The 14226-nt window shown below is 69.2% G+C and carries 13 protein-coding genes; 4 read left to right on the top strand and 9 right to left on the bottom strand.

The genetic code is table 11. The features are described 5' to 3' along the window. Positions 1 to 4 precede the first annotated feature (4 nt). From tal to pgl, 4 genes are read left to right on the top strand one after another with little or no spacing between them, the layout of a single operon-like run. Positions 5 to 1129, top strand: coding sequence for a transaldolase (gene tal, locus G4H71_RS21075; RefSeq protein ID WP_072738195.1), 1125 nt, complete (start codon positions 5 to 7; stop codon positions 1127 to 1129). A 4-nt stretch (positions 1130 to 1133) separates the two neighbouring features. Then, positions 1134 to 2678, top strand: a complete 1545-nt coding sequence (zwf, locus tag G4H71_RS21070) for a glucose-6-phosphate dehydrogenase (protein WP_072738194.1) — start codon at positions 1134 to 1136, stop codon at positions 2676 to 2678. Beyond that, a complete protein-coding gene (gene opcA, locus G4H71_RS21065) occupies positions 2675 to 3586 on the top strand; it encodes a glucose-6-phosphate dehydrogenase assembly protein OpcA (protein ID WP_072738272.1) in 912 nt (303 codons plus the stop codon). The genes zwf and opcA overlap by 4 nt, the downstream gene beginning before the upstream one ends. After that, positions 3583 to 4347 carry a 6-phosphogluconolactonase gene (pgl, locus tag G4H71_RS21060; protein WP_072738193.1) on the top strand — a complete coding sequence of 255 codons (765 nt, stop codon included), beginning with the start codon at positions 3583 to 3585 and terminating at the stop codon, positions 4345 to 4347. Before opcA ends, pgl begins: the two co-directional genes overlap by 4 nt. A 15-nt stretch (positions 4348 to 4362) precedes the next feature. Here the strand turns inward: pgl and G4H71_RS21055 are convergent, their stop codons facing one another. From G4H71_RS21055 to rapZ, 9 genes are all read right to left on the bottom strand, one after another. Further along, the gene (locus G4H71_RS21055; protein ID WP_072738192.1) at positions 4363 to 4551 is read right to left on the bottom strand and encodes a hypothetical protein; all 189 of its coding nucleotides are present in this window, start codon (positions 4549 to 4551) and stop codon (positions 4363 to 4365) included. 126 nt (positions 4552 to 4677) lie between these two features. After that, complete coding sequence (gene ppc / locus G4H71_RS21050; RefSeq protein WP_083343112.1) at positions 4678 to 7524, bottom strand: phosphoenolpyruvate carboxylase; 2847 nt, start codon at positions 7522 to 7524, stop codon at positions 4678 to 4680. Positions 7525 to 7584: 60 nt separating this feature from the next. Beyond that, on the bottom strand, positions 7585 to 7818 hold the full coding sequence (gene secG / locus G4H71_RS21045; protein WP_072738191.1) for a preprotein translocase subunit SecG: 234 nt from the start codon (positions 7816 to 7818) through the stop codon (positions 7585 to 7587). Between the two features lie 214 nt (positions 7819 to 8032). Next, positions 8033 to 8818 carry a triose-phosphate isomerase gene (gene tpiA / locus G4H71_RS21040; protein WP_072738190.1) on the bottom strand — a complete coding sequence of 262 codons (786 nt, stop codon included), beginning with the start codon at positions 8816 to 8818 and terminating at the stop codon, positions 8033 to 8035. After that, a complete protein-coding gene (locus tag G4H71_RS21035) occupies positions 8818 to 10035 on the bottom strand; it encodes a phosphoglycerate kinase (protein WP_072738189.1) in 1218 nt (405 codons plus the stop codon). The genes tpiA and G4H71_RS21035 overlap by 1 nt, the downstream gene beginning before the upstream one ends. A gap of 17 nt (positions 10036 to 10052) precedes the next feature. Beyond that, positions 10053 to 11072, bottom strand: a complete 1020-nt coding sequence (gap, locus tag G4H71_RS21030; protein WP_072738188.1) for a type I glyceraldehyde-3-phosphate dehydrogenase — start codon at positions 11070 to 11072, stop codon at positions 10053 to 10055. Positions 11073 to 11312: 240 nt separating this feature from the next. Next, positions 11313 to 12296 carry a DNA-binding protein WhiA gene (gene whiA, locus G4H71_RS21025; protein ID WP_072738187.1) on the bottom strand — a complete coding sequence of 328 codons (984 nt, stop codon included), beginning with the start codon at positions 12294 to 12296 and terminating at the stop codon, positions 11313 to 11315. Further along, the gene (locus G4H71_RS21020; protein ID WP_072738186.1) at positions 12287 to 13336 is read right to left on the bottom strand and encodes a gluconeogenesis factor YvcK family protein; all 1050 of its coding nucleotides are present in this window, start codon (positions 13334 to 13336) and stop codon (positions 12287 to 12289) included. Before G4H71_RS21020 ends, whiA begins: the two co-directional genes overlap by 10 nt. Beyond that, the gene (gene rapZ, locus G4H71_RS21015; protein WP_139183279.1) at positions 13333 to 14226 is read right to left on the bottom strand and encodes an RNase adapter RapZ; all 894 of its coding nucleotides are present in this window, start codon (positions 14224 to 14226) and stop codon (positions 13333 to 13335) included. Before rapZ ends, G4H71_RS21020 begins: the two co-directional genes overlap by 4 nt.

Genomic DNA, 14226 nt, shown 5'->3' with positions numbered 1-14226 from the left:
GCAGATGACCCAGAACCCCTACCTGGCACGTCTTTCCGAGGCCGGCGTCTCGGTCTGGCTCGACGACCTGTCCCGTGAACGCATCGAGTCCGGCAATCTCGCCGATCTCGTCGCGATACGCAGCATCGTCGGAGTCACCACGAATCCGTCCATCTTCCAGGCGGCTCTGAGCAAGGGCCACGCGTACGACGAGCAGGTCCGCGAGCTCGCGGCGCGCGGCGCCGACGTCGATTCCGCGATCCGCACCATCACCACGGACGACGTTCGCCGAGCGTGCGACGTGCTCGCTCCGACGTTCGAGGCGACCGGCGGTCTCGACGGCCGGGTGTCGATCGAGGTCGACCCACGGCTCGCACACGACGCGGACAAGACCGTCGCGCAGGCGATCGAGCTGTGGAAGATCGTCGACCGGCCGAACCTGTTCATCAAGATCCCGGCCACCGAGAAGGGCGTCCCGGCGATCGCGAAGGTCCTCGGCGAGGGCATCAGCGTGAACGTGACGCTGATCTTCTCCGTCGAGCGCTACGAGATGGTGATGTCGGCGTACCTCGACGGGCTGTCGGCGGCGAAGGCCGCGGGCCACGAGCTGTCTTCGGTCCACTCGGTGGCCTCGTTCTTCGTCTCCCGGGTGGACACCGAGATCGACAAGCGTCTCGAGGCGATCGGCACACCCGAGGCGCTGGCGCTGCGCGGCAAGGCCGCTCTCGCCAACGCCCGGCTCGCCTACGCAGCCTACGAGCAGGTCTTCGAGATCCAGCCGTGGTTCCAGACCCTGGCCGAACAGGGCGCACACGTGCAGCGCCCGCTCTGGGCGTCCACCGGGGTCAAGAACCCCGACTACCCGGACACGCTCTACGTCACCGAGCTGGTGGCCCCGCACACCGTGAACACGATGCCGGAGAAGACGCTCGAGGCGGTGGCCGACCACGGCGACGTCCGCGGCGACACGGTCTCCGGTACCGCAGCGGCGTCGCAGGAGATCTTCGACCAGCTCGCCGCCGTCGGTATCGACCTGCCCGACGTGTTCCAGGTACTCGAGGACGAAGGCGTCGACAAGTTCGAGGTGTCCTGGAACGAGTTGCTGGACGCCACGGCGGAACAATTGCGCGAAGCCGGCCCGAAGGCCTGACCCGGTGAGCGAACCCACGGCGCAGCAGAACTGGGTCAATCCGCTCCGGGACAGCCGGGACAAACGGCTCCCCCGTGTGGCCGGGCCCTGTGCCCTGGTGATCTTCGGGGTCACCGGAGACCTGGCCCGGCGCAAGCTGATGCCGGCGATCTACGATCTCGCCAACCGCGGTCTGTTGCCGCCGGGGTTCGCTCTCGTCGGGTTCGCCCGACGCGACTGGGAGGACGCCGATTTCGCGAAGATCGTGCACGATGCGGTCCGCGAGCACTCCCGGACTCCCTTCCGTGAGGACGTGTGGGAACGCCTCGCCGAGGGGATGCGCTTCGTGCACGGCACGTTCGACGACCCGGACGCGTTCGCCCGGCTCGCGAGCACCCTCGACGCGCTGGAGAAGGAACGCGGCACCGGCGGGAATCATGCGTTCTACCTGGCGATCCCGCCGGACCGGTTCCCCACCGTATTGCAGCAGCTCTCCGATTCGGGGTTGGCCCGGCGCAGTCCGGACCACTGGCGCCGCGTGGTGATCGAGAAGCCGTTCGGCCACGATCTGGAGAGTGCTCAGGAACTCAACGCGCTCGTCAACCGGGTCTTCCCGGAGGACGCGGTGTTCCGGATCGACCACTATCTCGGCAAGGAAACCGTCCAGAACATCCTCGCCCTGCGGTTCGCCAACCAGCTGTTCGATCCGTTGTGGAACTCGCACTACGTCGACCACGTGCAGATCACCATGGCCGAGGACATCGGCCTGGGTGGCCGTGCCGGCTACTACGACGGCATCGGGGCGGCGCGCGACGTCATCCAGAACCATCTCCTGCAGTTGCTGGCGTTCACCGCGATGGAGGAACCGATCAGCTTCGCCCCCCGCGAACTGCAGGCGGAGAAGATCAAGGTCCTCAAGTCCACGAGGCTCGCGGGCCCGCTCGACGAGACGACCTCGCGCGGCCAGTACGCGGGCGGCTGGCAGGGCGGCGTCCCGGTCGTGGGGCTGCTCGAGGAGGAAGGCTTCTCCCCCGAGTCACGGACCGAGACCTACGCGGCGATCACGCTCGAGGTGGACACCCGCCGCTGGGCGGGAGTCCCGTTCTACCTGCGCACCGGGAAACGGCTCGGCAGACGGGTCACCGAGATCGCGGTCGTGTTCAAGCGGGCACCGCACCTGCCGTTCGACGAGACCATGACGGAGGAACTCGGCCAGAACGCACTCGTGATCCGGGTACAGCCGGACGAGGGTGTCACCATGCGATTCGGCTCGAAGGTGCCCGGATCGGGCATGGAGGTCCGGGACGTCAACATGGACTTCAGCTACGGCCAGGCGTTCACCACGTCCTCACCCGAGGCGTACGAGCGCCTGATCCTCGACATGCTGCTCGGCGAGCCGTCCCTGTTCCCGGTCAACGACGAGGTCGAACTGTCCTGGCAGATCCTGGATCCGGCACTCGACCACTGGGCGGCACACGGGACGCCGGAACCGTACGAGGCAGGCACCTGGGGTCCCCCTTCCGCCGACGAGATGCTGCGCCGGACCGGCCGCGAATGGAGGCGCCCGTGATCGTCGACATCCCGTCCACCACGACCGGCGAGGTCAACAAGCGGCTCGTGGAGATCCGCAAGACCGGCGGTGCCGTCACGCTGGGCCGGGTCCTCACCCTGGTGGTGTGCACGCGCGACAGCGAGAACACCGAGGACATCATCGATTCCGCGAACGAGGCCAGCCGCGAGCATCCCTGCCGCGTCATCGTGCTCGCCCGCGGGGATCGGTCGGCCAGCCCGCGGCTGGACGCCCAGATCCGCGTCGGCGGTGACGCCGGGGCGTCCGAGGTCGTGGTCCTGCGGCTCTACGGTGAGCTCGCCGACCACGAATCCTCCGTCGTGGTGCCGTTCCTGCTCCCGGACACCCCGGTCGTCGCCTGGTGGCCCGAGGAAGCCCCCGAGGTGCCCGCACTCGATCCGGTCGGTCGCCTCGCGATCCGGCGGATCACCGACGCCACCGGGCGCGCGGACCCGCGGCGCGAGATCCGCAGCCGCCTCGCCCACTACTCGGCGGGTGACACCGATCTGGCGTGGAGCCGGATCACCTCGTGGCGGGCGCTGCTGACGTCGTCCCTCGACCAGCCGCCCTACGCCCGGATCGAGTCCGCCACCGTCTCCGGACTGGTGGACGAACCCGCGGTCGACATGATCGCGGGCTGGCTCGCGAGCCGGGTCGACGTCCCGGTACGCCGGCTCGACGGACCCCTGTTCGTCGAGCTGACCTTCGCCGGCGGCGGGTCGCTGACGCTCAGCCGACCGCAGACCGCGGTCACCGCGACACTGGCGCGCACCGGACACCCGGACGCGCTGGTGTCGCTGGGCCGGCGGGCCACCCGCGACTGTCTCGCCGAGGAACTGCGCCGGCTCGACGGCGACGAGATCTATCACGACGCCCTCGCCGGCTTGGAGAAAGTGGCCTACGAATGACCGTCTCCCCCGACATCCACGTCAGTGTCTTCACCGACCCCGACTCCGTGGTCGCGGCGGCCTCCCGGCTGCTGGTGGACACCATCGTCGCCGCCCAGCGTGCCCGGGGGAGCGCGTCGGTCGTCCTCACCGGGGGCGGCACCGGCATCGGCATCCTTGCCGCACTCCGGGAGGCGCCCGGCGACATCGACTGGCGCTCTCTCGACATCTACTTCGGCGACGAACGATTCGTGCCTGCCGACGACCCCGAGCGCAACGACCTGCAGGCGCGGCGGGCGCTCCTCGACCACGTCGACCTCGATCCGGACCGGGTCCACCCGATCGCGGCGTCCGACGGCGAGTTCGGCAACGACCCCGAGGCGGCGGCGGCGGCCTATGCTGCGGTACTCGCCCGCAACTCCGACGCCGGAAAGGCCCCGGTGTTCGACGTGCACCTGCTCGGCATGGGCGGCGAGGGGCATGTCAATTCGTTGTTCCCCGAGACCGACGCCGTCCGCGAGGAGGACGCCACCGTCGTCGCGGTCACCGATTCCCCCAAGCCGCCGCCGGTGCGGGTCACCCTGACGTTGCCTGCGGTGCGGCACGCGAACGAGGTGTGGATCGTCACGACCGGCGCGGCCAAGGCGGAGGCCGCCGCCGCTGCCGTGTCCGGAGCTCCCCCGGTGGAGATCCCGGCGGGCGGCGCCCGGGGGCTGGTCGCCACCCGCTGGTTCCTGGACGAGGAGGCCGCGGCCCTCGTCCCGGCGAGCGCGCGCTCCTGACGCTCGCCGCCGGCCTCATTCGAGGAACGGGTCCTCGTCGTCGTCGAATCCCTCGAATACCTCGTGGACCGGCTCCGGTGGCACGGTCGTGCGCGTGGCCTCGCACGGCCACATGATCCTGGGACCGGTGCGGGCCGGCCCTGCGCCGCGCCCGCCCCGCATCCATCCCGGCTCGTACCGTCCTCCGGACTCGCAGAAAGCCATACCAGCTCCCCCGTCTCGTCGTCCGCCAACCCCAGGCGGTCGTGACCTCTCTGTCCGTTTCGACGCAGCGGAACCCTATCCGGTTCCCTCTATCCCGGAATTCGGTGCCGGCCGGTTCCCTCGGCGTCAGCCACTGTTGCGCAGTGCGGTGGCGAGTCCGTTCATGGTCAGCTGGATTCCGCGCCGCACCCGGTCGGTGTCGTCGCCGCCACGGAACCTGCGCAGCAACTCGATCTGGAGCAGATTGAGCGGCTCGAGGTAGGGGAACCGGTTGTGGACGGACCGCTCGAGCGCCGGGTTGTCCGCGAACAGCGTGTCGTTCCCGGTGATCGCCGTGTACATCCGCACGGTGCGTTCGTGCTCGGCGGAGATCATGCCGAACACGCGGGTCCGCAGTGCCTCGTCCGGCACGAGTTCGGCGTAACGGGCCGCCAGCCCCATGTCCGACTTGGCCATCACCATCGCCAGGTTGGACAGGACGGTGCGGAAGAACGGCCACTTCTCGTAGAGGCGGGAGAGGACCGCGAGACGCTCGACATCGCCGTCCACCCACTGTTCGAAGGCACTGCCGGTGCCGTAGAAGCCCGGCAGCATCACCCGGGACTGGCTCCAGGCCAGCACCCAGGGAATCGCCCGCAGGTCCGAGATCGACGTGGTCTGCTTCCTGGAGACCGGGCGGCTCCCGATGTTGAGTGCCCCGATCTCGGCGACCGGCGTGGACATCTCGAAGTAGCGGACGAAACCCGGGGTGTCGTGCACGAGTTCGGAATACGCGGCACGGGCGAGCAATGCCAGCTCGTCCATGACGCGGTAGGCGTCGGCCGCCTCCTCGCCCAGCCCCTCGACGTCCAGCAGGGTCGACTCGAGCGTCGCCGCGACCAGGGTCTCGAGGTTTCTACGGGCGAGCCGCGGCTCGGCGTACTTCGCGGCGATGATCTCGCCCTGCTCGGTGATTCGCAACGACCCCTGCACGGCACCCGGCGGCTGCGCCAGGATCGCCTCGTAGCTGGGGCCTCCGCCGCGTCCCACCGTTCCCCCGCGACCGTGGAACAGGCGCAGTCGCAGCCCGTGCCGGCGGGCGGCGGCGACGAGATCGAGCTCCGCTCGATACAGGGCCCAGTTCGCGGCCAGGTAGCCGCCGTCCTTGTTCGAGTCCGAGTATCCGAGCATCACCTCCTGCTGCGCCTCCCGCGCGTCCACGATGCTCCGATAGACGGGAACCTCGAGCGCCGCCTCGAGGGTGCGCGACCCGTTCTCGAGATCCTCGATCGTCTCGAACAGCGGCACGATGCCGACGGGCACATACGGCGGCGAGTCGCCGGTCCCGGGGACCAGCAACCCCACCTCGGCGAGCAGGAGCGCCGCCTCCAACAGGTCGCTGACGGAGGTACACATGCTGATCACGTAGTTCGGCACCGCGTCCGGGCCGAGGAGCCGCACCGCATCCGCGGCGGCACGCAGGATCCCGAGCTCCTTGGTGGTGAGCTCGGAGAACTGCGCCTCCGGCGAAGTCAGTGGCCGCCGGGTCCCCAGCTCTCGGGCCAGCAACTCCACCCGCTCGTCTTCTCGCAGCGAGCGATAGTCCGAGTGCACGCCCGCCCACGCCAGCAACTCGGCCACGACGGTCTCGTGCACCTCCGAGTTCTGCCTCATGTCCAGCCCGCTGAGGTGGAACCCGAACGTCTGCACCGCCTCCCGCAGGCGGGCGAGCCGGTCGTCGGCGAGGATCTCGTCACCGACGGCCCGCAGCGCGAGATCGACGATCTCGAGATCCGCGAGCAGATCGGCGGGATCGGCATAGGGTTCGAGACCCGGGTCCGCGCCGCCGGCGGGCACGGCCCCGAGGATCCGCTGCGCGGTCGCGGTCACCCTTCCCCGGATTCCCCGGATCGCGCGCCGGAACGGCTCGTCGGCTCGGAACGCCGACTCGTCGCCCGACGCCGCAGCGAGCAGATCCAGGTCCGGCGGCACCTCGATCAGACGCCCCGACATGGACAGCTCACGTTCGAGTTCCCCGAGAGCGTCGAGGTGGTGACCGAGGGCGACCTCCGCGGCGCGACGCGTCGCGCGGTGCACGATCTCGTCGGTCACGAACGGATTGCCGTCGCGGTCGCCGCCGATCCACGAGCCCATCCGCACCATCGGACGCGGCAGGAGGTCCACCTCGGGCCAGCGTGCGGACAGGGCGGCGCGCACGTCCGCGTTCAGTTGTGGAACCACCTCGAACAGCGCCGCGTCGTAGTAGCGCAGGCCCACGTCGATCTCGTCCTGGATACGCAGCCGAGCCAGCCGGATCAGGGCGGTCTGCCAGAGCACCAGGATCTGACGACGCAGTTGCAGATCCACCTCGGCGGTCTCGGCCTCGGTGAGGGCGGTGCGTTCGCGGAACCGCATCAGATCGGTGATCCGCGTCTGCGTGTCGAACACGGTGCGTCTGCGGGTCTCGGTCGGATGCGCGGTGATCACCGGAGAGACCAGGGCATCCCGGAGGGCGCGCACCACCGTCTGCCCGTCGGGGCCCTGCCCGTCGCGTTCCGCCGCATCCAGCTTGGCGTACGTGGCGGCGAGTGTGCTGTCCGGCGGAGGCTCACCCGCGGCCACGTGTACGGCGCGGCGGCGTTCCCGGTGGATGTCCTCGGCGAGATTCGCCAGCAGCGCGAAGTGGCTGAACGCTCGGATCACGGGTATGGCGTCGTCGGTCTCGACGTCGGTGAACAGCGCGGCCAGCTCGTCGCGGTCGATCTCCGAGCGCCGTACCCGGAACGCTTCGACGCGGGCCCGCTCGACGAGGTCGAACACCGACTCGCCGGCTTGCTCGCGAACTATCGAACCGAGAATCCCCCCGAGGAGCCGAATGTCCTCACGGAGCGGCTCGGTCGCCGCGCGGGCGTGATCGGGGGTCTCGCGGGTCTGATCGGGCGCCTCGTCCGCACGGTCGGTGTCGTGGGTGGCGCGCTCTGGGTTGTCGGGCATACCCCCAGTATCGGGGCCCCTCGCCGTCCGTGCAGACCGAAACGCGAGCAGGCCGGAGGATCAGCCGTACTTGACCTCGAGCCCCATACCGACGATCGCGATGACCCAGATCATGGCCGTGAAGACGGTGAGGCGGTCGAGATTCTTCTCGGCAACCGTGGAACCGGACAGGTTGGATTGGACGCCGCCACCGAACAGGCTGGACAGACCGCCGCCCTTGCCGCGATGCAGCAGCACCAGCAGGATCAGCAGCAAGCTGGTGGCGACCAGCAGAACATCCAGGAACAGTGACATGTCTTCTCTACGCTGCCCTTCGCGCGACGGATACGATCTCGAGCGGACCCAGCCTACCGGTCCGCCTCGCGTCCCGGGTCACCGGACCCGGAACGGACCCCGGACCCCGGACCCCGGACCGGACTGTGGGCGCGAGGCCGAGGCCACGCGCCCACAGTCGAGTTGCGAGCCACCCTCACGGGAAGATCACGACACGGCGATCACGGCAGGACGATCACGGGAGGGGCCCACCGGCCGCGATCGCCGACAGGGTGGCGAACTCGTCCGCCTTGAGCGACGCCCCACCGACGAGCGCCCCGTCGACGTCCGTCCGGCCGACGATCTCGCCGACGTTCTTGGCGTTGACGCTGCCGCCGTACAGGATGCGGACGCTCGCCGCAGCCTCGGGAGAGGCCAGCTCCGCCAGCTCCGCGCGCACTGCCGCGCACACCTCCTGAGCATCGTCGGCACTCGCGACCTTGCCCGTACCGATGGCCCAGACGGGCTCGTACGCGACGACGATCTTCGCCAGGTCGTCGGCCGACAGTCCCGCGAGGGATCCCCGGAGCTGGTCGACGCAGTAGCTCACCTGGTCACCGGCCTCACGGATCTCGAGGCCTTCGCCGATGCACACGATCGGGGTCAGCCCGTGCTTCAGCGCGGCCTTGGTCTTCGCCGACACCACCGCGTCGGTCTCCCCGTGCAGGGTCCGGCGTTCCGAGTGTCCGACCACCACGTAGGTGCAGCCGAGCTTGGCGAGCATCGCGGCCGACACCTCCCCGGTGTACGCCCCGGACTCGTGCTGGGACACGTCCTGCGCACCGTAGGTGAGCAGGAGCTTGTCCCCCTCGATCAGAGTCTGCACGCTGCGGATGTCCGTGAACGGTGGCAGCACCGTCACGTCGACCTTCTCGAAGTACTTCGCGGGAAGCGAGAATGCGATCTTCTGAACCAGCGCGATGGCCTCGAGATGGTTCAGATTCATCTTCCAGTTGCCCGCGATGAGCGGTGTGCGCGCCATCAGGCCTCACTCTCGAGTACGGCGATCCCCGGCAGTTCCTTGCCCTCGAGGTACTCGAGGGACGCTCCGCCTCCGGTGGAGATGTGCGAGAAGCCGTCCTCCGGAAGGCCGAGCTGCCGGACCGCGGCCGCGGAATCACCCCCGCCGACCACCGTGAACGCTCCCTTGCCGGTGGCCTCGACGATGGCCTCCGCGACGCCCTTGGTCCCTGCGGCGAACTTCGCGAACTCGAACACACCCATCGGGCCGTTCCAGAAGATCGTCTTCGCGCTGGTGAGAATCGCCGCGAACCGCTTGACCGACTCCGGGCCGATGTCCAGGCCCATCCAGCCGTCCGGGATCTCGAGCACCGAGACCGTCTTCGCCTCGGCATCGGCGGAGAACGCATCGGCGACGACCACGTCCTGCGGGATGTGGATGACGTCCGCGTACCGGTCGAGCAGATCCTTGCAGGTCTCGATCATGGACTCCTCGCACAGCGAGTTGCCCACCGAGACACCCTGGGCGGCGAGGAAGGTGTAGAACATTCCGCCACCGATGACCAGGGTGTCGACCTTCGGGGCGAGCGCCTCGATGACGGCGAGCTTGTCCGACACCTTCGATCCACCGAGCACCACCGCGTAGGGCCGCTCCGGACTCTCGGTCAGCTTCGCGAGAACCTCGACCTCGGTGGCGACGAGACCGCCCGCGTAGTGCGGGAGGAGGGCAGCCACGTCGTAGACCGACGCCTGCTTGCGGTGCACCACACCGAAACCGTCGGAGACGAACGCGCCGTCGTCACCGACCAGTTCGACGAGTGCCCTGGCGAGCTTGACCCGCTCGGCGTCGTCCTTGCTGGTCTCCCGCGGGTCGAAGCGGACGTTCTCCAGCAACAACACGTCACCGTCGGTGAGACCCTCGGACCGCGCGAGCGCGTCCTGGCCCACGACGTCACCGGCGAGCTGCACGTTGCGACCGAGCACCTCGGCCAGTGCAGCGGCCACCGGGGCGAGGGAGAACTTCGGGTCGGGTTCGCCCTTCGGTCGCCCGAGGTGGGCGGTGACGACGACCTTCGCGCCCGCTTCCGCGAGCGCCTTGATCGTCGGCGCCGAGGCGATGATCCGGCCCCGGTCGGTGATGGTGTCACCGTCGAGGGGGACGTTGAGGTCCGAGCGCACCAGCACGCCCCGGCCCTCCACGCCCGCGTCGAGCAGATCCTGCAGTGTCGGAACAGCCACTGTTACTTTCTCTCCGCTCAGAGGGACTTGCCGACGAGCCCGGCGAGATCGACCAGGCGGTTCGAGTAGCCCCACTCGTTGTCGTACCAGGAGACGACCTTGACCTCGTCGTCGATGACCTTGGTCAGGCCGGAATCGTAGATCGACGAGTGCGGGTCGGTGACGATGTCGCTCGAGACGATCGGATCGGCCGTGTACTTGAGGATGCCCTTCAACGGCCCGTCCGCAGCAGCCTTCATCGCGGCGTTGACGTCGTCGACCGAGGCCAGGTTCTTCAGGTTGACCGTGAGGTCGGTGACCGAACCCGTGGGGATCGGGACCCGCAGCGCGTACCCGTCGAGCTTGCCGACGAGCTGCGGAAGCACCAGACCGATCGCCTTGGCGGCACCCGTGCCGGTGGGCACGATGTTCAGAGCTGCGGCGCGGGCACGGCGCAGGTCACTGTGCGGGCCGTCCTGCAGGTTCTGGTCCTGCGTGTAGGCGTGCACGGTGGTCATGAGGCCGCGCGCGATGCCGAAGCTGTCGTCGAGGACCTTCGCGATCGGGCCGAGGCAGTTGGTCGTGCACGACGCGTTGGAGATGATGTTCTGGCTGCCGTCGTACTTGTCGTCGTTGACGCCCATCACGATGGTGATGTCCTCGCCCTTCGCGGGCGCGGAGATGATGACCTTCTTGGCGCCCGCGTCGAGGTGCCCCTTCGCCTTCGCGGCGTCGGTGAAGATGCCGGTGGACTCGACGACGACGTCGACACCGAGGTCGCCCCAGGGCAGTGCGGCCGGGCCTTCCTTGATCGACAGCGACTTGATCTTGCGGTCGCCGACGACGATGGTGTCCTCGCCCTCGAGCGAGACCTCGTCCGAGAGCCGGCCGAGGATCGAGTCGTACTTGAGCAGGTGGGCAAGGGTCTTGTTGTCAGTGAGGTCGTTGACGGCGACGATCTCGATGTCGGTGGTCCCGAATGCCTTCTGGGCATCCACCGCCCTGAAGAAGTTGCGTCCGATCCGGCCGAAACCGTTTACGCCTACCCGGACAGTCACAATTGGCTCCTTTACCCGTGATTCTGGTGTACAGCTCTGGTCCCGGACTCGGATCCCACCGGTGGACGGCTCACCGAGGTTCGGGGGTTCATCGGTCGATGTGACCCTTACCCTAATGCGCTGGGACCAGGCAGCGCCCACCCACCCGGCAGTCCCCGTCCTCCCCCCGTCCTCCGTGGACCGCAGCGCAGCGGGCCGCCCTACGACTCGGCGACCGGCACCCGATCCCCCAGCACCCGCTCACGCATCGTCGAGCAGATCCGCCGTCACCGCGGACTCGGTGTCCGGTATGCCACGTTCCTTCGCCCGCCGGTCCGCCATGGACAACAGCCGGCGGATCCGGCCCGCGACGGCATCCTTCGTCATCGGTGGATCGGCCAGCTGACCCAGTTCCTCGAGCGAGGCCTGCCGGTGCTCGACGCGCAGATGTCCGGCGGCGGCCAGGTGGTCCGGCACCTCGTCGGCGAGAATGTCGAGTGCCCGCTCCACCCGGGCGGCCGCGGCCACCGCGGCCCGCGCCGACCGGCGCAGATTCGCGTCGTCGAAGTTGGCCAGGCGATTCGCCGTCGCCCGCACCTCCCGGCGCATGCGTCGTTCCTCCCACACGAGCCGCGTGTCCTGAGCGCCCATCCGGGTGAGCAGCGCCCCGATGGCCTCGCCGTCCCGGATGACCACGCGGTCCGTACCCCGTACCTCGCGGGCCTTGGCCGAGATCCCCAGCCGGCGCGCCGCTCCGACCAGTGCGAGTGCCGCTTCCGGGCCCGGGCAACTGACCTCGAGTGCCGAGGAACGTCCCGGTTCGGTGAGTGATCCGTGGGCGAGGAACGCCCCGCGCCAGGCGGCCTCCGAGTCTCCGACGGTCCCGCCCACCACCTGCGCGGGCAACCCGCGCACCGGTCGGCCGCGCAGGTCGAGCAGACCGGTCTGCCGGGCGAGCGCCTCGCCGTCCTTGGCCACCCGCACGATGTAGCGGGCGCTCTTGCGCAGTCCCCCGGCGCTCAGTACGTGCACGTCGGCGGCGTAGCTGTAGAGATCGAAGATCTCCCGGCGCAGGCGCCGGGCCGTCGAGCCGAGGTCGACCTCGGCCTCCACCACCACGCGGCCACCGACGATGTGCAGTCCGCCCGCGAATCGCAGGAGCGAGGACACCTCGGCCTTGCGGCAGCTCACCTGGGTGACTGCCAGCCGGCTCAGCTCGTCCTTGACCTCCGCTGTCATTGCCACGAGGCGTTCTCCCTTTCCTGCACTTGCGAGTGGACGTGATCGTGATCGGCGGACCTCGTGCCCGCGCCTGCGGCCGGCCCCCACAGGTCCTCCAACACGGCGCCGAGCTTGGTCTCGTCGTGTGTGTGGGTGCCGCGTGCCGCGACGTCGGCGTACACGACCTCTGCGCCGAAACCACCGGCCGCGCGCGCCAGATGTTCGCGTTCACGGCCCGGCGGCACGGTCGCCGAGTCGACGAGGACGAAGTCCACATCGAAGTCGGGTGCGTGCTGTGAGAGTACGTGCAGATGCCGCTCCGCCGAGAATCCCGCGGTCTCACCCGGCTCGGGGGCGAGGTTGAGGACGAGGACCTTGCGCGCGGACGTCGCCGTGAGACTGTCCAGCAGCTCCGGCACCAGTACGTGCGGGATGACACTCGAGAACCACGAACCCGGACCCAGCACCACCATGTCGGCCGCCGTGATCGCCGCGACGGCATCCGGGCAGGCGGGAGGACTCGCCGGCAACAGCCGCACCCGGCGGACCTTTCCCGGCGTCGTGGCGACGGCGACCTGACCACGAATGCACCGGCTGACCCGCGGATCCGCCTCCAGCCCCTGGACGTCGGCCTCGATGTCGAGCGCGATCGGGGACATCGGCACGACGCGCCCCCGGATCCGGAGCAGCGCAGCGACCTCGTCGAGCGCGGCCACCGGATCGCCGAGCACCTCCGTGAGCCCGGCGAGGATGAGATTTCCGACGGAGTGCCCGGCCAGCGCACCCACACCACCGAACCGGTGCTGCACCGTCCGGGTCCAGCCACGGATCTCCGGATCGTCGGCGGCGAGCGCGGCGAGCGCCATCCGCAGATCGCCCGGCGGGATGACGCCGAGTTCGGACCTCAATCGCCCGGAGGAACCGCCGTCGTCGGCGACCGTGACCACGGCGGTCACGTGCCGGGCGAACCTGCGGGCCGCACTGAGCGTGGCGTACAGCCCGTGCCCGCCGCCGAGTGCGGCGATCGCAGGCGCCCCGTCCGGGGCCCCGCCTGCGGGGGTCATTCGCGCCCCAGATCACGATGGACGACCCGCACCGCCAGCCCGTGATCGTCGCCGAGCCGCGCGGCGAGTGCCTCCGACATCGCGACACTGCGGTGCTTTCCGCCCGTACAACCGACGGCAATGGTCATGTAGCGTTTTCCCTCCCGACGATATCCCGTGATCGTCAAGTCCAGGACGTGATGATAGGTGCTCAGATAGTCCTGCGCGCCGTCCTGGGACAACACGTAGTCGCGGACCGGGGCGGACTGCCCGGTCTGCGGCCGGAGTTCGGGAATCCAGTGCGGATTGGGCAGGAAACGGACGTCGCACACCATGTCGGCGTCCGTCGGGAGACCGTATTTGAATCCGAAGGATTGCACCGTCACCTGCACGGACAGGTTCTCGGCCGTCCCGAACGCGTCCTCGATCCGGTGCCGCAGCTGATGCGCCTGGAGCGCGGAGGTGTCGATCACCAGGTCTGCGGCCGCCTTCACCGGAGCGAGCTGGTCACGCTCCGCCGCGATGCCCTCGGACAGGGTCCCGTCGATACCGTCGTACTGCAGCGGGTGCGACCGGCGAACCTGTTCGAAACGGCGGATCAGGACGTCGTCGGAGGCGTCGAGATAGAGCACTCTCGTGTGGATGGGCTTGGTCTCGAGCTCCTTCAGGACCCAGCCGAGATCCCCGGTGAACAACCGGCTCCGCACGTCGATCACGACGGCCAGCCGGTCGACTCGCGAATCCGACTCGAGGGTCAGATCCACCATCCTCGAGATCAGTTCCGGTGGCAGGTTGTCCGCGACGTACCACCCCAGATCCTCGAGTGATTTCGCCGCGGTCTGCAACCCCGCGCCCGACAGTCCCGTCACGAGGAGAAAATCCGTCGGACGACGTGCCGGTCCCCCCTGCAC

The sequence above is a fragment of the Rhodococcus triatomae genome, from assembly GCF_014217785.1.
Lineage (GTDB): Bacteria > Actinomycetota > Actinomycetes > Mycobacteriales > Mycobacteriaceae > Rhodococcus_F > Rhodococcus_F triatomae.
This window is presented reverse-complemented; position numbering and strand designations above follow the sequence as displayed.